General features: G+C 70.7%; 16 protein-coding genes. 6 read left to right on the top strand and 10 right to left on the bottom strand.

Annotated features, from left to right (window positions below; all coding sequences use genetic code 11):
• Window position 1: 1 nt before the first annotated feature.
• The 5 genes from E2F48_RS06770 to E2F48_RS06750 all read right to left on the bottom strand — a co-directional run bounded on the left by E2F48_RS06770 (window position 2) and on the right by E2F48_RS06750 (window position 4695).
• A complete protein-coding gene (locus tag E2F48_RS06770) occupies window positions 2-775 on the bottom strand; it encodes a PP2C family protein-serine/threonine phosphatase (RefSeq protein ID WP_133403213.1) in 774 nt (257 codons plus the stop codon).
• 157 nt (window positions 776-932) lie between these two features.
• The gene (locus tag E2F48_RS06765; protein ID WP_133403212.1) at window positions 933-2147 is read right to left on the bottom strand and encodes an adenylate/guanylate cyclase domain-containing protein; all 1215 of its coding nucleotides are present in this window, start codon (window positions 2145-2147) and stop codon (window positions 933-935) included.
• Entirely contained in the window at window positions 2144-2770 is a 627-nt protein-coding gene (locus E2F48_RS06760) for a PH domain-containing protein (RefSeq protein ID WP_165968708.1), read from the bottom strand. Before E2F48_RS06760 ends, E2F48_RS06765 begins: the two co-directional genes overlap by 4 nt.
• A 100-nt stretch (window positions 2771-2870) precedes the next feature.
• Window positions 2871-3764 (bottom strand): biotin--[acetyl-CoA-carboxylase] ligase, encoded by an 894-nt coding sequence (locus tag E2F48_RS06755; RefSeq protein ID WP_133403210.1) that lies wholly within the window; start codon window positions 3762-3764, stop codon window positions 2871-2873.
• Between the two features lie 37 nt (window positions 3765-3801).
• On the bottom strand, window positions 3802-4695 hold the full coding sequence (locus tag E2F48_RS06750) for an SDR family oxidoreductase (RefSeq protein ID WP_133403209.1): 894 nt from the start codon (window positions 4693-4695) through the stop codon (window positions 3802-3804).
• Between the two features lie 254 nt (window positions 4696-4949).
• Here E2F48_RS06750 and E2F48_RS06745 point away from each other — a divergent pair, with 254 nt between their 5' ends.
• Window positions 4950-6533, top strand: a complete 1584-nt coding sequence (locus tag E2F48_RS06745; protein ID WP_133403421.1) for an acyl-CoA carboxylase subunit beta — start codon at window positions 4950-4952, stop codon at window positions 6531-6533.
• Window positions 6530-6748: an acyl-CoA carboxylase subunit epsilon gene (locus E2F48_RS06740; RefSeq protein WP_133403208.1), complete on the top strand. Its 219-nt coding sequence runs from the start codon at window positions 6530-6532 to the stop codon at window positions 6746-6748. Before E2F48_RS06745 ends, E2F48_RS06740 begins: the two co-directional genes overlap by 4 nt.
• 141 nt (window positions 6749-6889) lie before the next feature.
• On the opposite strand, the gene E2F48_RS06735 is transcribed toward E2F48_RS06740, so the two are convergent.
• The gene (locus E2F48_RS06735) at window positions 6890-8152 is read right to left on the bottom strand and encodes a serpin family protein (protein WP_133403207.1); all 1263 of its coding nucleotides are present in this window, start codon (window positions 8150-8152) and stop codon (window positions 6890-6892) included.
• Between the two features lie 130 nt (window positions 8153-8282).
• Here E2F48_RS06735 and E2F48_RS06730 point away from each other — a divergent pair, with 130 nt between their 5' ends.
• From E2F48_RS06730 to E2F48_RS06720, 3 genes are all read left to right on the top strand, one after another.
• A complete protein-coding gene (locus E2F48_RS06730; protein WP_133403206.1) occupies window positions 8283-10016 on the top strand; it encodes a DUF885 domain-containing protein in 1734 nt (577 codons plus the stop codon).
• A 66-nt stretch (window positions 10017-10082) separates the two neighbouring features.
• Complete coding sequence (locus E2F48_RS06725; protein WP_133403205.1) at window positions 10083-10715, top strand: Maf family protein; 633 nt, start codon at window positions 10083-10085, stop codon at window positions 10713-10715.
• Between the two features lie 119 nt (window positions 10716-10834).
• Window positions 10835-12670: an acetyl/propionyl/methylcrotonyl-CoA carboxylase subunit alpha gene (locus tag E2F48_RS06720; RefSeq protein WP_133403204.1), complete on the top strand. Its 1836-nt coding sequence runs from the start codon at window positions 10835-10837 to the stop codon at window positions 12668-12670.
• Window positions 12671-12681: 11 nt separating this feature from the next.
• Here the strand turns inward: E2F48_RS06720 and E2F48_RS06715 are convergent, their stop codons facing one another.
• From E2F48_RS06715 to E2F48_RS06700, 4 genes are all read right to left on the bottom strand, one after another.
• Window positions 12682-13338, bottom strand: a complete 657-nt coding sequence (locus tag E2F48_RS06715) for a hypothetical protein (RefSeq protein ID WP_133403203.1) — start codon at window positions 13336-13338, stop codon at window positions 12682-12684.
• Window positions 13335-14777, bottom strand: coding sequence for a serine/threonine-protein kinase (locus tag E2F48_RS06710; RefSeq protein ID WP_133403202.1), 1443 nt, complete (start codon window positions 14775-14777; stop codon window positions 13335-13337). The genes E2F48_RS06715 and E2F48_RS06710 overlap by 4 nt, the downstream gene beginning before the upstream one ends.
• A 179-nt stretch (window positions 14778-14956) precedes the next feature.
• Window positions 14957-16369 carry an MFS transporter gene (locus E2F48_RS06705; RefSeq protein WP_133403201.1) on the bottom strand — a complete coding sequence of 471 codons (1413 nt, stop codon included), beginning with the start codon at window positions 16367-16369 and terminating at the stop codon, window positions 14957-14959.
• Window positions 16370-16539: 170 nt separating this feature from the next.
• A complete protein-coding gene (locus E2F48_RS06700; RefSeq protein WP_133403200.1) occupies window positions 16540-17937 on the bottom strand; it encodes an NAD(P)H-quinone dehydrogenase in 1398 nt (465 codons plus the stop codon).
• Between the two features lie 330 nt (window positions 17938-18267).
• Between E2F48_RS06700 and E2F48_RS06695 the strand changes: the two genes are divergently transcribed.
• Window positions 18268-19068 carry a purine-nucleoside phosphorylase gene (locus tag E2F48_RS06695; RefSeq protein WP_133403199.1) on the top strand — a complete coding sequence of 267 codons (801 nt, stop codon included), beginning with the start codon at window positions 18268-18270 and terminating at the stop codon, window positions 19066-19068.
• The last annotated feature ends 37 nt before the right edge of the window (window positions 19069-19105 follow it).

The following is a 19105-nucleotide window of genomic DNA, read 5'->3' as shown; positions in this document are numbered from 1 at the left end:
CTCAGGGCGCCGCCGGGACTCCCGTGGCGTCGATGACGATGACCGAGACGTTGTCCCGCGCACCGGAGCGCAGGGTGGCCTCGATGAGGGTGTCGGCCGCCTCCTGAGGGTCCGCGACGGCGGCGAGGATCCCGCATATCTCCTCGTCGGTGAGTTCACCGCTGAGTCCGTCGGAGCACACGAGGATGCGGTCCCCCTCCTCCACCGGCAGCAGCCAGAAGTCCGGCTCGGCGTCGTCGCCCGTGCCCAGGGCGCGGGTGACCACATGCCGGCGCGGGTGGGTGCGGGCCTGTTCCTCGGTGATCTGCCCGGTGTCGACAAGCTCCTGGACCTCGGAGTGGTCGACGGTGACCTGGCCGAACTGTCCCTGGCTCAGACGGTAGGTGCGGGAGTCTCCGACATTGAAGAACAGCCAGTGGGGGGTACCGGCCGCCTCGACGAGCACCACGCCGCTGAGGGTGGTCCCGGCGCGTCCGCTGGTCTCCTGACGGATGCGGGCGTCGGCCTCCTGCACCAGCTCGTCGAGGTCCTCGGCGGTGAGCCGGGGCAGCCGGGTGCCGGCGATCGCGCTCATGCCGAGGGTCTGCACGCAGAGGCCGCTGGCTACCTCCCCCGCCTCGTGGCCGCCCATGCCATCGGCGACGGCGAAGATCGGGTCCGCCGCGATCAGCGAGTCCTCGTTGTTGTCGCGGCGCAGCCCGGTGTGCGTGGCGTACCCGCACACCACGCGCAGGCCCTGGCCCGCGTCCGCGGGAACCTCGATCGAACCGCTCATCGAGCCGCCCCGGGCAGCCGACCGGTGCGGGGGGCGGGGAGCGGGTGCCTGCCCGCGGGGGCGTTCAGCTGGTCGGTCATCTGTCCATTCTGCACTGGAGTGCGGTAGGTCACCAGCGGAGGCTGCGCCGGGCGCCGTCGTGCGGTCGGGCGGGTGCTCAGTCGAGCACCAGCCCGCTGCCGGTCCCCCGCGCCAGGGTCACCGGGTGGACCTCCCCGAAACCGCGCACGGTGCGGGCCTGCTGCGGAATCAGGACAAACTTCTCATTGCCGCCGAGGGTGGAGGCCGTCATGGCGTCGATGAGCACGGTGCCCGGTTCCGCCAGGGACGTCAGCCGTGCGGCAAGATTGACCGTGGGCCCGTAGATGTCGCCGAGGCGGGAGAGGATCCTGCCCCACACCATGGAGACCCGGGCCGAGGGCAGCAGATCGTCCTCGGTGAAGGCCTTGGCCAGGGCCAGGGAGATCTCCGCCCCGGCCTCGGGCGATTCGGCGATGTAGAGGACTTCATCGCCGATGGTCTTCACCAGCCGGCCGCCGCCGACCGAGATGATCTCCGCGCACTTGTTCTCGAACCGCTGGACCAGCTGGGCGAGGGTACGCTCGTTCATCTGCCGGGACAGGCTGGTGTAGGACACCAGGTCCGCGAAGCCGACGGCGCGCGCCAGCGGCAGCGGCGCGTCGTCCTCGTGGCCGTCCCGGCCCTCCTCGCTCGCCCGCAGGCCCGACTCGGCCCGGAGGGCCAGGCGCTGCACGGCGGCGTTCATCTGGCGCCGCCACGCGTACACCAGCATCTTCTCGAGGGGCTCGATCAGGTCGGGGAGTTCCGAGACCAGCGCCTTGCGGGCGACGGCGTCCGGGATGCCGCGCTGGACGACCATCTCCTCGACGATGGCCTCGATCTGCCACACCACCATGCGGTCGGTCATCTGGCCGACCGCCCGGGTGATGGAGATGGCGGCGTCCTCGGTGAGCTGTTCCTGCCGGACCAGCTCGATGATGGTCGTCAGCGCGTCCTTGTCCTTCTCGGTGAACGCGACATCCTCGTCCCCGATATTGGGGAAGCCCATGGCGCGCCAGAGCTTGCGGGCCGACAGCAGGGAGACCCCGGCGCGGGCGGCCACCTCGCGCCGGCGCAGGGTGCGTTCGGCCCCGAGGAGTTCAATCTCCAGCGCCCGGATCGCTTCGCGGTGCGGGTCCGCCGTGGCGGAGGCGGGCGCGGGCACCGACGCGGAAGTGGGTACGGGCTCGGGCACTGGGTCCGGGCATTCGACGGGTTGCCCGTTCGATTCCGGCAGTTCCTGCGGCTGCCACACGGCCTTGGGCGGCGGGGGCACGGCGGCGTCGGCATCGGGACGGCTTGCGGCGGTCATACCGTCCCCCTCCAGGTCCCTCCGGGGCCCTCCTGCCGCGCCTCCGGATGGGAGGGCTGCCCCTCCTGCGGCCACTGGGCCGGACCGGGCTGGCCCATCATGGCACGGCCGTTAAAGAGAGCCGACTGCGGGAGCTCCCCGATCGCTTCGGCGACGTGGTCCCGGAACACGGCGGCGCAGGGCACATCGCGGTAGCTGACCGACCGGCCGAAGCCCAGATCAAGGGTGAGCGTGCCGCTGCCGAAAGGCCGCTGTACCAGGGACTGGGTCACCCCCACCTGGTGGACGGCGGCCAGCGGCACCTCGTACAGGCTGCGCTTGGTCATCCCGCGGCGGTGGATGAGCCGCTGGCTGGTCAGGATATAGCGGCCGGCCAGCCAGCGCAGCAGCGGACGGAGGAACATCCGCAGCAGCAGCAGGCCGCCGCCGACGGTCGCCACCGTGACGAGCAGGGGCTGCCACTGCTGCAGCTCCGGCGGTACCGCGGCGCGGCTGAGCCAGCCCAGGGTGTAGCCGCCGACGGCGAGCACGGCCAGGGCGCCCATCGACGGCCAGAAGAGGCTCCGCGGCGTCGCCCGGGTCCGGGTGAGGACCTGCTCGCCGGGGGCGAGTCTGACCTTCATCGCAACGGCCCCGGGGCGGTGCGCACGCCGGTCGCCTGCGCGGCGGCGGGAACGCTCCCGCCGGGGCCGCGCGGAGGCCATCCCACTCTGGCGAACGACGTCATCCGGCGTCCCGACCCGCGGGCCGCAGGTGCACGATGTCGCCGACGGAGACGGTGTGCCGCCCGCCGTCGTCGTCGCGCAGCACGAGCCCGCCGCGCTCATCGAGCGCCAGCGCGTGGCCGGTCAGTTCGCGGCCCCCGGGCAGCTCGGCACGGACCGCCCGCCCGAGGGTGTGCATCCGGCCGGAGACCGAAGCGGCGAGGGAGCTCCCGTCCGCGAGGGTTGCCGAGGCGTCGCCGTCGACGGCGCAGAAGGCGGAATAGCGGGCGGCGAAGGTGCGGAGGAAGGACTTCAGGAGGATATTGCGGTCGGTGGTGCCCGCATACTCGAGCAGCAGGGAGGTGGCGGTGGGCACCGGCAGCTCCGCGTCCGTGAGGCTGACATTGAGCCCCACCCCCACGACCAGGGCCGGCGGCGAGCCGTTGGATCCTGGAACAAACCGGGCGAGCACCCCGGCCAGCTTTCGCGAATCGACGATGACATCGTTGGGCCACTTCAGCTGCGGGCTCACCTCGGTGCGGTCCTCGACGCTCTCGGCCAGGGCCAAGGCGGCAAGCAGCGAAAGCCAGGAGTAGCTCTCGGTGGGGAGGGGCCTGCCGCCGGCATTGACGGGCCGCAGCAGCAGGCTCACGATCAGGGAGGACCGCTCGGGGGCCACCCAGCTGCGGCCGAGCCGTCCGCGCCCGGCGCGTTGCATCTCCGCCGTCAGCACCGACAGGTCAGGCCACTGCTCCGGTTCCAGCTCGGCCAGTCCGGCCAGATCGTCGTTGGTGGAGCCGGTTTCCTGCACCAGTTCCACGCGCGCATACGGTCCGGCCGGGGCGCACAGGGCCACCGACAGCGCCGCCGCGTCCAAACCGGGTCGCTCCAGGTTTGAGTAGCGGTTGGTCATGCCTCCGATTCTACCCAGCCGGGCAGCGCCCACCGGCTCACAGGAAAATGTCCTGCACCAGCCGGTCCTCGGGCGCGCCCAGGCTGTAGGGGCGAAAGTCGCTCACTCCCTCCTCCCGGAGCACCTCCTCGTCGGTGAAGAAGTTGCCGGTGCAGCTGCGTGCGCTGCGCGAGAGGACCGCGTGTGCCGCGTCGGCGACGATCTCCGGGCGGCGGGCGGCCTGGACCAGGGTGCCCCCGCCTGGCATATTGCGGATCGCCGCGGTGTCGATCAGGGTCTTCGGCCACAGGGAGTTCACGGCAATGCCCTCCGCGCGCAGCTCCTCCGCCAGGCCGAGCGTGGTCAGGCTCATCCCGTACTTGGCCAGGGTGTAGGCGAGGTGGGCGCCGGCCCACTTCGGGTCAAGGTTCAGCGGCGGGGAGAGGGTCAGGATGTGCGGATTGTCGGAGCGGCGCAGCCCGTCGAGCGAGAACTTGCTGAGCAGAAAGGTGCCCCGGACGTTCACGTCGGCCATCAGGTCGTAGCGCTTCATGTCGACCTCGGGGGTGCGCGAGAGGTCGATGGCTGAGGCGTTGTTGATGACGGCGTCGATCCGGCCGAAGCGCTCGAGCGCGGCGTCCACGGCGCCGCGCACGTCCTCGTCACGGCGGACATCGCCGACGAGGGGCAGGGCCGATCCGCCGGCCTCCTCGATGAGGCGCGCGGCGCTGGAGACCGTTCCCTCGAGCTTCGGGTGCGGCTCGCCGGTCTTGGCCAGGAGCACAATGTTCGCTCCGTCTCGGGCGGCACGCAGCGCGATCGCCAGGCCGATGCCCCGGCTCCCGCCCGACATCAGGAGGGTGCGCCCGCGCAGGGGTGCCGCCGGCGGGTCGGCGGCCGGCATCGGGGCTGGGTTCTCTGCTGGTGTCTGTGCTGCGTTGCTGGCGGTCATCCGGCAAGAATACGCAGGCGGGAGCCCCGCAGCGCCTCCGACGCACCGAATGTTACCGATGAGTAACCCGAGGGGTCGGACTAACTGTTCGCGCCGGAACCTGTAGGAGTCCTACAGTCGGAGGGGCCCCTAAGCTCACTAGACTGGGACGGTCGCTCGTTTTTTTGGAGGATTCCTCACAAGGAGCCCTCCGGAGGCGGCCGCGCCAGACGCCCGCCCTACCCCCTGCACTCGGAGATTCAATGAAGCAAGACGTGGAACCCGACCTCAAGACGACCGCCGGCAAGCTCGCCGATTTCCGGCGCCGGCAGGGCCAGTCGCTGCTGCCTTCCGGCCCCGAAGCCGTTGAACGCCAGCACGCACGCGGCAAGAACACGGCCCGCGAGCGCATCGACCTCCTCGTCGACCCGGGGTCCTTCGTCGAGTTCGACGCCCTGGCCGTCCACCGCTCGAACGCGTTCGGCATGGACAAGAAACGGCCCCTTGGGGACGGCGTGGTCTCCGGCTACGCCACCGTCGACGGCCGCCTCATCGGGATCTACAGCCAGGACTTCACCGTCTTCGGCGGCTCCCTCAGCCAGGTCAACGGCGAGAAAATCGTCAAGGTCCAGGAGTTCGCGCTCCGCAACGGCTGCCCGGTGGTCGGCATCAACGACGGCGGCGGGGCCCGCATCCAGGAGGGCGTCGCCTCCCTGGCGATGTTCGCCGACATCTTCCGCAACAACGTCCATGCCTCCGGCGTCGTCCCCCAGATCTCCCTGATCCTCGGGCCGTGCGCGGGCGGGGCCGCCTACTCGCCGGCCCTCACCGATTACGTGGTGATGGTCGACAAGACCTCCCACATGTTCATCACCGGCCCGGACGTCATCAAGACCGTCACCGGCGAGGACGTCGACATGGAGACGCTCGGCGGCGCACGCCAGCACAACACCACGACCGGCACCTCGACCTACCTCGCGGCCGACGAACAGGACGCCGTCGGCTTCGTGCGCGAACTGCTCGACTACCTTCCCTCGAACAACCTCGCCGAGGCCCCGCTCGGGGAGTTCACCGAGATGCTCGAGACGACGCTCGAGGACGAGGCGCTCGACACGCTGATACCGGATTCGGCGAACCAGCCCTACGACATGCACGCTGTCATCGCCGCGATCGTCGACGACGGCCACTTCCTTGAGATGCAGGCGCTCTACGCGCCGAACGTGCTCATCGGGTACGCGCGGGTGGAGGGCCACACCATCGGCATCGTCGCCAACCAGCCGATGCAGTTCGCCGGGACCCTCGACATCAACGCCTCCGAGAAGGCTGCCCGCTTCGTCCGCCACTGTGACGCCTTCAACATCCCCATCCTGACCCTCGTCGACGTGCCGGGCTTCCTGCCCGGCAAGGACCAGGAGTTCAACGGCATCATCCGCCGCGGCGCAAAGCTCCTCTACGCCTACGCCGAGGCGACCGTTCCCAAGGTGACGGTGATTACGCGCAAGGCCTACGGCGGGGCATACATCGTGATGGGCTCGAAGAAGCTCGGGGCGGACCTCAACCTGGCCTGGCCGACGGCGCAGATCGGCGTCATGGGCGCCCAGGGCGCCGTGAACATTCTCTACCGCGGCCACCTGAAGGCCGTCGCGGAGGCCGGCGGCGACGTCGAGGCAGCGCGCGCCGAGGTCGTTTCACAGTACGAAGAGGAGCTGCTCAACCCCTACCAGGCGGCACAGCTCGGCTATGTCGACGCCGTCATCGCCCCCTCCGACACGCGGGTCCAGGTGGTGCGGGCGCTGCGGGCGCTGCGTGACAAGCGGGCCACCCTGCCCGCCAAGAAGCACGGGAACATCCCGCTGTGAGCACCAAGACCCCGGAGGAGGAGCCGCTGCTCCGCGTGGTGGCGGGGAACCCCACCGACGAGGAGGTGGCCGCGCTGACCGCCGTCGTCCTGGCGATGGCGGACTCGGCGGAGTCCAACGACCGGCGCCACCCGGGCCGGGCCTGGCTGCGCCGGACCCTGCTGCGCCTGCACCCGCTGCCCGGGCCCGGGTCCTGGCGGCGCAGCGGCAGGTAGGGTCGCCGCCGCGTTCCCGACCATCCTCCGCCGCCGGGTCGCTCCCGGCTTCGGTGGAACCCGGCGTTCTGCCCGGATCGCTGCGCCGTGTGCACGCGGTCCGCACTTGCCGATCAGCGTAGGTTGATCAGCACGCGTTGATCAGCGCGGGTCGGTGACGGTTCCGAGGAACAAGGGCAGGCCGGTGGCCTCGTGGAGCACTGCGTAGAGGAACGGCCGATCGATCTCGACCACCAGTTCCGGATCGACCGGCACCGAGGTGGCCATCAGTTCGAACTGGGTCACCGCCGCGGCGACCGTCCCCTTCTCCCCCACGGTGATCGAGGCGGCCTGGGCGGCCGCTGATACGGCCGCGTCGGGGTGGATAGCAGAAAGGTCCGGTGCGGCGCCAAGGGTTTCCCGGAGGCCGAGCCTGCGCAGCAGCGGCAGCAGGTCGAAGGCGCTGTCGGATTCCCAGCGCGGCAGGCCAAGCCCCAGGAAGACCTCACCGGCCTCCTCCATCACCCCTGAGACCTCAAGCAGCGCCTCCTCCGAGGACGCAGGCAGAGCCGGCCCGGCGTCGGCCCCGGCGTCACCGTCGGCGAGCACGATCCGCAGCACGAACCCCTCGGTGTAGGGGACGTCGACCGCCTCCCACCGGGGCCCTGCGGCGTACCGGGCCGGCGTGCGGGTGTGCATTCGATCGACCGCCACGGTGGTGCCGTCGGGCAGCCGGAAGTCCTCGGGGTAGGTGCCGGACGGGTCGAAGGGTTCAGCCCAGGCGGCCGCGAAGTACGCGGTGTTGATCAGCGACAGGGTCGTATCCGGGTTGTATTCACAGGGCGCCTCCGTCATGCGCCCGCCGGTGGCCTCGGACACCCAGCCGTTCAGCACCGCCTCCGTTGCGGGATCGGCGAAGTCAACGGGAAACACGCCGGCCCCGGGGTGGCGGGCCAGCGTGGCGAGGAAGGCGTCCCCTATGGGTGTCCACCGGTCGACGAACACGCCGTTCGCCAGGTGCAGCACCGGGAGAGCCGGCGGCTCCTGGACATCGACCGCCCCGGGGTCGCCGTCGTACGGTGCCAGCCGGGCCAGCAGGGCTTCAAGGGCGGTATCGCCGCCCTCCGCCGGCAGGCCGAGGACGCCGTCGAGTTCGGCGGCCGTGCTGGAGCCGGCCCCGGCCCGCAGCATCAGCAGGGCGCACAGGGCACTGGCCGGGCTCGTCACGGGATTCTTCCCGGGCGCTCCGGCCAACAACGCCGCACCAACCCGGTAGGCACTCCGGCGCAGGGCCTCCTCCGGCGGAACGGGTCCCGGCCGGTCGGGCCATCCGGGATGCCGGTCCTGATCCTGCGCGTGATCGCGCCCCTGGTCCCGCCCCTGGTGCTGAAAATTCCTCCGCGGGTCCCCCGCCGCCGTGTTCATGCCTTCACCCTAGGTGCCCCGGTGATGGGACGGGGTTTTTCGGGCGGCGCCGCGCGGAGCCGCCCGGACCTGCCGCGGAAATTTTGGCTGAACCGTGGCCCGGGGCAACGGACGGCGCTAGGCTCGGGCTGTGACCAACGAGACCGCCCCTGCCTCCACCCCTTCCACCCCGTCCGGCCCCGGCGCCGACGGTGCCGCACGGCAGCCAACGGCCATCGACGCCGTGGCGGAGACCTACACCGCCACCCTGACCCGGTTGGACCCCGGATTCGCCACGGTCCTCGGCGTTCCGGGCCGGGAGACCGAATTCCGGGACTATTCCCCGGCCGGCATCGAGGCATTCGCCGAAGCGGCCCGCTCCGCCCTGGCCGACCTCTCCGGACTCGAGCCGGTCGACGACGTCGACGCCGTCACCCTCGACGCGATGCGCGAACGCCTCGGGCTTGAACTGGAGATCCATGACACCGGGGCGAACCTCTCCGAGCTCAACAACCTCGAAAGCCCCGCCCAGAACGTCCGGGCCATCTTCGACCTCATGCCCACGGCCACCGAAGAGCACTGGGCGCACATCGCCGGCCGCCTGTCGAACGTCCCGGCCGCCCTCTCGGGCTACATCACCTCCCTGCGCCGCGGATGGGAGCTGGGCCTCGTCGCTGCCGCCCGCCAGATCGGCATCGTCATCGAGCAGGTCATCCGGTACGCCGAGGACGGCGGCTTCTTCGACAGCTTCGCCGCGGGCGCGGCGACGGACGACGGGCCGGTGACCGGGCCGCTCGCCGCCGAGCTGCGCAGCGGAGCCGAAGCCGCCCGCCGGGCCTACCGCGGGCTCGCTGCGTTCCTGCAGGAGGAGCTGCTGCCGGGCGCCCCCACCAAGGACGCGGTCGGCCGTGAACGCTACGCCCTGATGTCGCGCCTGTTCCTCGGATCCGCCGTCGACCTCGAGGAGACGTACCAGTGGGGCGTCGAGGAACTCGACCGCATCATCGCCGAGCAGGAGGCGGTCGCCTCGGAGATCCGGCCCGGCGCCTCCATCGAGGAGGCCATCGCGGTCCTCGATGCCGATCCGGCCCGCCAGCTCCACGGCACCGACGCGCTGCGCGAGTGGATGCAGGAGCTGTCCGACGGCGCGGTGCAGGCCCTCGCCGGGGTGCACTTCGACATTCCCGAGATCATGCGCACCCTCGAGTGCCGGATCGCCCCCACCCATGAGGGCGGCATCTACTACACCGGGCCGAGCGACGACTTCTCCCGGCCCGGACGCATGTGGTGGTCGGTGCCCGAGGGTGAGGACTCCTTCACCACCTGGAAGGAGACGACGACCGTCTACCACGAGGGCGTGCCGGGCCACCACCTCCAGGTCGCCACCGCCGTCTACCAGCGGCGGCTGCTGAACTCCTGGCGGCGTAACGCCGTGTGGGTCTCCGGCCAGGGCGAGGGGTGGGCGCTCTACGCCGAACGCCTGATGCAGGAACTCGGCTTCCTCGACGATCCGGGCGACCGGCTGGGGATGCTCGACGCCCAGCGGATGCGTGCCGCCCGCGTGGTCTTCGACATCGGTGTTCACCTCGAACTCGAGGTGCCGCAGCGGTGGGGTTCGGGCACCTGGACCCCCGAGAAGGGCTACGAATTCCTCAGGAGCAATATCGCCATCAGCGAGGGCCAGCTGAACTTCGAGTTCAACCGGTACCTCGGCTGGCCCGGGCAGGCCCCCTCCTACAAGGTGGGGCAGCGGCTCTGGGAGCAGATCCGCGACGAGGTCAAGGAACGCGAGGGCGCCGCCTTCGACCTGCGGACCTTCCACACCCGCGCCCTCAACCTCGGGTCGGTGGGGCTGGACACGCTCCGCCGGGCGCTGCTGAGCTAGCGGTCCGGGGCGGGCCGCCGCCCGCCCCGGTTCTCTGCCGGCCCGCCGCCTGCATAGGGTAGGGGGATGACTCCGCGCCTGATCCTCGCCTCGGCCTCCCCCGCCCGCACCAAACTCCTTCGGGAGGCCGGCATCCGGCACACCACCCTCGTCTCGGACGTGGACGAGGCCGCCGTCGCGGCAGGGTACGGGGAGCTCGATGCCTACGACACCTCCCTGCTGCTCGCGCGGGCCAAGGCCGAAGCGGTCGCCTCCCTGCCCGAGGCCGAGGACGCCCTCGTGGTGGGGTGCGACTCCATCTTCGAATTCGAGGGTGAAGCGCACGGAAAGCCCTACGAGGCCGACGTCGCCCGCGCCCGCATCCGGCGCATGAGCGGCTCCTCCGGAGTGCTTCACACCGGGCACTGGCTGGTCGACAACCGGGAGGACGGCTCCGGTGCCACCATCGGCGGGGTCAACTCCGCCACCGTCCACTTCGGGGTGATGTCCGAGCAGGAGGTGGACGCCTACGTCGCCAGCGGGGAGCCCCTTCACTGCGCCGGGTCCTTCACCATCGACGGGCTGGGCGGCGCGTTCATCGAGCGCATCGAGGGCGATCCGCACACAGTGGTCGGGCTGAGCATCTCCACGCTCCGCGCGCTGCTGGCCTCGGCGGGCGTCCCGGTGACCGACCTGTGGGAATCTGCGGGCCGCGCCTGAGCGATTTGTAGGACCCCTACAAAGGAAGCGCCCGCAACACGCAACGACGGCACCGTTTATGGGCGGAATCAACAATTTGGCGCTAGGCTCCGATCAGACCCGAAGGAGCATTCCACCCCATGAGCACACCACCGTCAGGCGCTGTCCCCGCGCCCCTGCCGCCCTCCGCCGCCCCCGACGCCGTGTCCACCTCGGTGACGAAGGTGCTCGTCGCGAACCGCGGCGAAATCGCCGTCCGCGTCATCCGGGCCGCACGCGACGAGGGCATCGCCTCGGTCGCCGTGTACGCGGATTCGGACCGGGAGGCCCTCCACGTGCGCCTCGCCGATGAGGCCTTCGCCCTCGGCGGGACCACCGCCGCCGAGTCCTACCTGGTGATGGACCGCATCCTGGACGCCGCCCGGCGCAGCGGCGCCGACGCCATCCACCCCGGCTACGGCTTCCTCTCCGAGAACGCCGACTTCGCCCGGCGCGTCCAGGAGGCCGGACTGACCTGGATCGGCCCGTCCCCGGATGCCATCTCCAAACTCGGCGACAAGGTGCAGGCCCGCCACATCGCCGACAAGGTGGGCGCCCCGCTGGTCCCCGGAACGAAGGACCCCGTCGCCTCTGTCCAGGAGGTGCTCGACTTCGCCGACGAGTTCGGCCTGCCCATCGCCATCAAGGCCGCCTTCGGTGGCGGCGGCCGCGGCATCAAGGTGGTCCGCGAGCGCGAGGAAATCCCCGAGCTCTACGATTCGGCGGTCCGCGAGGCCACCGCCGCCTTCGGCCGCGGCGAGTGCTTCGTCGAGCGCTTCCTCGACGCCCCGCGCCACGTCGAGACCCAGTGTCTGGCCGACGCGCACGGCAACGTCGTCGTCGTCTCCACCCGCGACTGCTCGCTGCAGCGCCGCAACCAGAAGCTGGTCGAGGAGGCGCCGGCACCGTTCCTGACGCCGGCCCAGAACGAGCGCCTCTACGAGGCGTCCAAGGCGATCCTGCGCGAGGCAAGCTACCAGGGTGCCGGCACCTGCGAATTCCTCGTCGGCAAGGACGGCACCATCTCCTTCCTCGAGGTCAACACCCGGCTTCAGGTTGAGCACCCGGTCTCCGAGGAGGTCACCGGCATCGACCTGGTGCGCGAACAGTTCCGGATCGCCCGCGGTGAAGCCCTTGGCTACGGCGATCCCGAGGTGCGCGGGCACTCCTTCGAGTTCCGCATCAACGGCGAGGACGCCGGCCGGGGCTTCCTTCCCTCCCCCGGCACCGTCGAGACGCTGAAGCTGCCCACCGGTCCCGGCGTCCGCGTCGACTCCGGCGTGGAGCAGGGCGAGGTGATCGGCGGGAACTTCGACTCGATGCTGGCCAAGCTCATCGTCACCGGCGCCTCCCGGGAGCAGGCCCTGCAGCGGGCCCGGCGCGCCATCGCCGAAATGCAGGTCGGCGGGATGCCCACCGTGCTTCCCTTCCACGCCGCGGTGGTCGCCGATCCGGCCTTCGCCCCCGCCGAGGGTCCCTTCGCGGTCCACACCCGGTGGATCGAGACCGAGTTCGACAACCGGATCGATCCGTGGGTCCCCACCGGCGCCGACCCGGCTCCCGAGGAATCCCGGCAGCGGGTCACCGTCGAGGTGGGCGGACGCCGCCTCGAGGTCGTCCTCCCGGCCGGGCTGGGCGCGGGCAACGGCCGGCCGGCCGCGGCGGCGGCGGGCAAGCCCAAAAAGTCCCAGCGCCCCCGGGCAGGTACCGCCGTCGCGAACGGTGACGACCTAACCTCGCCCATGCAGGGCACCATCGTGAAGGTCGCCGCCTCCGACGGTGACAAGGTGGCCGAAGGCGACCTCATCGTGGTCCTCGAGGCGATGAAGATGGAACAGCCGCTCACCGCCCACAAGTCGGGCACCCTGTCCGGCCTTTCCGCCGCCCCGGGCGACACCGTGTCGGCGGGGTCGGTCATCGCTGCCATCCGCTCCTAAGCGGCGGGCGGTCAGCCGTCCTTCTTTGACCCCTCCGGCTTCCCCTTGCCGCGGTCGTCGTTGCCCTTCCCGGCGTCGTCCTTGTCGTCCTTCTCGTTGCCCTTGCCCGGGTCCTCGGGGTCGTTCGGTTCCTCAGATGTTGGTTCCGCGGGCTTCGGTTCCTCGGGCGTGGGCTCCTCCGGTGCGGGCTGCCCGGGCTCCGGAGCCTCCGTCTCCGGTTCCGGCGCGGCCGGCGAGGGTTCAACCGGCGCCGGCTCGACCGGAGCCGGAACCACAGGCGCGGGCGGGGCGGCGGAGGTCGCCGGGGCGGGGCCCGTGCCGGCCGGAGGCGTCGTCGACGCCGAAGGGGTCGGCTCCTCCCCGGTCTCCTCGAGGGAGGCAACGACGGCGTCGATCCTCGCCGAGATCAACGCTGCGCGGTCCTCGGACATCGCGCCGTCGGCGGCCGCCGCCTCAACCTCCTGCCGCAGGGCCCCGGCGCGGTCCAGGGCCGCCTGCCTGTTCCCGGCGGCGGTGAGTCCGGCGATTTCCCGCACCGAGGCCTGAAGCTCCCGGGCGGCCTCCGCGTCCAACGCGCCGGGCGCTCCGCAGCCGGCCAGGGCCAGCGCCCCGGCCACGGCGGCCACCAGGACCGGTCGGGATACGGCCCGCCGGATACTCAGCATCATGGGTTCACGCTTTCGTAAAGTTCCTCAAGCCGCTCGCCGGTGGTTCCCGGCACCGATGGCAGGGGTTCGGGGTCGACACCCGATCCTGCGGGCCGGTTCAGCAGCACCGCGGCCACCACCGCCAGCGCCGCCAGGACCAGGGTTCCGACGATCAGCCAGCCCGGAACCCGCCTGCGCCGCGTTCCGCGGTCCCCGCCTGAGGGAGTAGGCCGGTCCGGATCGACGACCGGAGAGGCACCCACCGGCCCGGGGAACTCTGCGGTGTCCGGGCCCCGGCCGGGACCCCCACCGGCGGGTGGGGCGGCCGGCGCGGCACCGACGGGGATGGTCCTCGCCGGTGCCGCTGCAGCAGCCGATGCCACCGCAGCGGGAGCTGAAGCAAGGGGTGCTGCAGCAGTCGGCGTTGCCGTAAGAGGTGCCGCCGCAACCGGTGCCGCGGGCAGGGCCACCGTGGGTGCCGCCGCTACCGGCACGGCAGCCGTGGGCACGTCCACCCGCGCCACCGGACTCCCCGCCGCCGCGCCGGGCGCCGCACCCGGGCCAGGAGCCGGGCCGTCCGCCGCGCGCATCGCCTGCGTGGGTTCGAGGGGCGCCGGGGCGGCATGCACAGCGGCACCTGGCGCGCCGCCGTCGAGCTCCGCCAGGGCCGTCGCGACGGCACGGGCGTCGGGGCGGGCACCGGGATCGTCGAGGGTCATGGCGGCCAGGAGTTCGCCCATGGCGGCGCCGGCGCACGCCGGGATGGAGGGGCTGCGGTGCAGCCGGGCCAGGGCGCTCTCCACCCCGGTCCCGGGGAAGGCCCGTTCGCCGGTCAGGCACTCGATCAGGACCAGGCCCAGCGAATAGATGTCGGTGGGCGTTCCCACCTTCTCCCCGCGGGCCTGCTCGGGGCTGAAGTAGGCGGCGCTGCCGATGACCTGCCCCGTGGCCGTCATGCCGCTGCCGTCGAAGAACCGGGCAATGCCGAAGTCGGTCAGCAGGTAGGTGAAAACACCGCTTCCGGGCTCGGCGTCGCGGGTGAGGATGTTCGAGGGTTTGATGTCCCGGTGGATGACGCCGCGCTGGTGGATATGGTGGAGGGCCCGCGAAAGGTCAAGGCCCGCGTGGCGGGCGCCGTCGGGGGTGAGCGGGCCGGTGCGGAGCACCACTCCCAGGTCCGGGCCCGGAATGTACTCCATCACGAGGTAGGCGCCGTCGCCGGAGGCGTGTTCAGTGTCCATGTCGAGCACCCGGACCAGCCCCGGGTGGTCCAGCCCTGCGAGCAACCTCGCCTCGACGGATCCGCGTTCGATGCCGTCGGCGGTGCCGGGCCGGAACACCTTGATGGCGACATCACGCTCGAGCCGGGTATCACGGCCCAGATACACCTCGGCCATGCCTCCGGCGCCCACGCGCCGGCCCAGCGCATAGCGCCCGCCGGCAAGTGTAGAAACCGTCATCGCTCCCGCATCCAGTAATCGTAAGTACGCTTCGTTTAGTTGATTGTACGGGCAACCCGAGACCCTCGCGGCACCTGCCGGAACGCTGATACCACCCGAAAATCGGCCCGCCGAGGATTAAACGACGCCGGCGCGGCCCCCAAGGGGAACCGCGCCGGCGTCGTTTGGGCGGATAGGAATCAGGCGGTGTGGTTTTCGTAATCACGGTCGCGGGTCTCGCGGGAGATCCACAGTGCGACGAAGGTCAGGACCGCCGCAATGCTGAGGTAGAGCCCCACCAGGAAGGTGCTTCCGTCGGCGACCTTCCACAGCGCAATGGCCACGAAGGAGGCCGGCGCCGCACCGATCACGCTTGAGAGGTTGTAGGCCACGGCGGACCCGGTGTAGCGCACGTTCGCCGGAAAGAGTTCAGGCAGGACGGCGGCCATCGGACCGAAGGTCAGGCCCATGAGGATGAACCCGATGATCAGCAGCGCCATGGCACCGGTGCTGCCCGCACCGAACAACGGAACCCAGGTGAAGCCGAAGACGGCGATGCCCGCTGTCACCGCCAGGAGCATCCTGCGGCGTCCGAACCGTTCGGCGAGCGGACCCGAGACCAGGGTGAAGATCCCGAAGAACACGACGCCGAGGATCAGCATCCACAGGAAGTCGCCGCGGGCAATTCCGAGTCCCGGCACGAAGCCGGCGGCCTGCTCCGCAGTGAACTCCTTGCCCGCTGCCTCGGCTCCGGCCCGTGCCTGCTCGACGGTGGCCGGGCTGGTGCCGTAGGTCAGGGTGAAGGAGGTCATCAGGTAGAACAGCACATACGTGGCGAACATGATGAAGGTGCCCAGCACCAGCGGGCGCCAGTGCCGGCGGAAGACCTCGCCGAGGGGGAGCTTGACGACCTTGCCCTCGTCCTTGACCTTCTGGAAAGACAGGCTCTCGATGAGCTTCAGGCGCACGTACAGCCCGACGATCACCAGGACGGCGCTGAGCAGGAACGGAACACGCCAGCCCCAGCTCAGGAACTGCTCGTCGGTCAGGGTGGTGTTGAGCACGACGAAGAGGATGTTCGCGAGGATGAAGCCGATCGGGGCGCCCAGCTGCGGGAAGGTGCCGAAGACGGCGCGCTTGCCCTTGGGGGCGTTCTCGGTGGCCAGCAGGGCCGCACCGCTCCACTCGCCGCCCAGTGCGAGGCCCTGGAAGAAGCGCAGCACGACGAGCAGCAGCGGGGCGAGGATGATCCAGCCGGCGTTTTCCGCCGTCGGGAGCAGCCCGATCAGGAAGGTGGCGATACCCATGGTGAGCAGGGATGCCACCAGGGTGGCCTTACGGCCGATCTTGTCGCCGTAGTGGCCGAAGATGATCGAGCCGAGCGGGCGGGCGACGAAGGCGACGCCGAAGACGGCGAACGAGCTCAGGAGCTGGTTTGCCGGGGTGGCGTTGGGGAAGAACAGGGCCGGGAACACCAGCACGGAGGCCGTGGCGTAGATATAGAAGTCGTAGAACTCGATGGTGGTGCCGATGAGGCTGGCGAAGATGACGCGGCCGCGCGGGTTCAGCGGCTTGGTGGCACCGCCCAGTGCAGCGGGTGTTGAAGAGGACATGGTTCGGCTTTCTCTGGCGGGGCTGCGGGCCCAGGAGGAGCGGAACTGCCTCCCCTGCGGCCGGATCCATTCGGTGTGATCCGAATATTGCATCACCCCCTTCCACAGAGTGGATAAAGATGTCCATTTGTTGGACAGCCGGGGTGGGCCGCAGGCCTCCCCGGCCGCCGTTACAGCCGCACGTGGAGCCGGCGGGCCGCCTCGGAGATCGATCCGGTCAGCGAGGGATACACGGTGAAGGTGTTGGCGACGTCGTCGACGTGGAGTTTCTTGGTCACGGCGATCGCCAGCGGGAAAATCAGTTCGGAGGCGCGCGGACCGACGACGACCCCGCCGATCACCGTGCCCGAGCCGGCACGGGAGATGACCTTCACGAAGCCGTCCTTGACGTTCATCATCTTCGCCCGGGCGTTGGTGTGGAGGGACAGCTTGATGACGTCGCCCTGGTACTTGCCCGAGGCGATGTCGGCCTCGGTGACACCGACGGTGGCGATCTCCGGCGTGGTGAAGATGTTTGAGGCAACCTGCTTGAGCTTGAGCGGGGTAACGGTGTCCCCCAGCAGGTGCGCGATGGCGATCCGGCCCTGCATGGCGGCCACCGAGGCGAGGGCGAACACCCCGGTGCAGTCACCCGCGGCGTATACGTTGGGCGCCGTCGTGCGCGAGACCCCGTCCACGACGATGTGGCCCGACTCGGTGAGGGCCACCCCGGCCTCTTCAAGGCCGATGTCGGCGGTGTTCGGGACCGCGCCCACGGCCATGAGGCAGTGGCTTCCCTCGATCACCTTGCCGTCGGAGAGGTGGACCTCAACGCCGGTCGAGGTGCGCTTGACCTTGTCGGCGCGGGTCTTCGAGAGGACGGTCATGCCCCGGTTAAGGAAGACGTCCTCCAGGACGGCGGCGGCGTCGGCGTCCTCGCCGGGGAGCACCTGGTCGCGGCTGGAGATGAGCGTGACCTTGGCGCCCAGGCCGTTGTAGGCGGAGGCGAACTCTGCGCCGGTGACGCCGGAGCCCACCACGATCAGGTGCTCGGGGACCTCGGTGAGGTTGTAGACCTGGGTCCAGTTGAAGATCCGCTCCCCGTCCGGCACGGCGGTGGAGAGCTCGCGGGGGTGGGATCCGACGGCGATCAGCAGGGCGTCGGCCTCGATCACCGAGGTCTCCCCCTCGGACACGACCTCGATGCGGTGGTTGTCCAGGAGCCTGCCCGTGCCGATGATGATCTGCACGCCATTGCGCTCGAGGGTGGCCCGGATGTCGGCCGACTGCTCGACCGCGAGCTTCAGCAGGCGCTGGTTGACCTTGTGCAGGTCGGCCACGACGGAGGTGTCGGTGAAGTTGACGCCGAGGCTGTGGGCGTCGGTGAAGCGGGTCATGGTGTCCGCGGTGGCGATAAGAGTCTTGGAGGGGACCACATCGGTCAGCACCGCCGAGCCGCCCAGCCCCTGCCGTTCGACAATCGTGACGTTGGCGCCGAGGGAGGAAGCGACCATTGCCGCCTCGTATCCGCCCGGGCCGCCGCCGAGGATGGCAATGCGCAGGGAGCTGAAATCAAGTTGATTGGTCACAGCACCTTATTCTCCCCCATGCCGGGCGGCGGCCCAAACGATTTGGCGCACCGCGGCGGCGCGCGGGCTCCAGGATCTCCACTCGGCACCGCTGTGCCAGCCGGCGTCCGCCACGCCGTCGAACGGGGAGCGCACCCCGAACGACGCCCGGCCCCGAAAACGACAAGCGGACCGGATAAAGCGGGTCCATTCGTCGCTTTCGGGTGCGCAGGACGCCTTCCGGTCCCGTGGCGCCTCCATCGCCCCCGGTACCGGGCCGCCCACCGCGGTGCCCGCCCCGCGGTGGGCGGCCCGGTGGAACGGCCCCAGTCCACGCGGTAGGTTTGTGCGGTGACGAATGATCCTTTTGACCTTGCCCGCAGTGCCGCCGACTACATCGCCGAAAAGACCGGGGTGGAGCGGCACGACACCGCCCTCGTCCTGGGCTCCGGGTGGGGCGGTGCCGCCGGCCTGATCGGCGAGACGACGGCCTCCGTCGACGCCTCCGACATCCCCGGATTTTCGGCGCCCGCCGTCGTCGGACACGTGGGCACGATTCGATCGGTGCTGACCCCGACAGGGAAGCGCGCCCTGGTCCTCGGCGCACGCACCCACTTCTACGAGGGCAAGGGCGTCCGCGCCGTCGTCCACGGAGTCCGCACCGCGGCGGCCACCGGCGCCAAGACCCTGGTGCTGACCAACGGCTGCGGCGGGCTGCAGGAGCGGTGGACGCCGGGCACCCCGGTGCTCATCAGCGACCACATCAACCTCACCGCCACGTCCCCCCTTGAGGGGGCGACCTTCGTCGACCTCACCGACCTGTACTCGGCGCGCATCCGGAAGATCGCCCTCGAGGTCGACCCGACCCTCGACTCGGGCGTCTACGCCCAGTTCACCGGTCCTCACTACGAAACCCCCGCCGAAGTGCAGTACGCCAAGCGGATCGGCGCTGACCTCGTGGGCATGTCCACCGCGCTCGAGGCGATCGCCGCCCGCCACGCCGGCATGGAGGTGTTCGGGCTGTCCCTGGTGACCAACCTCGCCGCCGGCATCAGCCCGGTCCCGCTGAGCCACGCCGAAGTCCTTGAGGCAGGGCAGGCGGCCGGACCGCGCATCTCCCGCCTGCTTGCCGACATCGTCGCCAAGCTCTAAGCACCCACGCCCCGACCCACCCAGGCAGGTTCTCCCC

It is taken from the genome of Arthrobacter crusticola, assembly GCF_004357995.1.
Lineage (GTDB): Bacteria > Actinomycetota > Actinomycetes > Actinomycetales > Micrococcaceae > Arthrobacter_D > Arthrobacter_D crusticola.
This window is presented reverse-complemented; position numbering and strand designations above follow the sequence as displayed.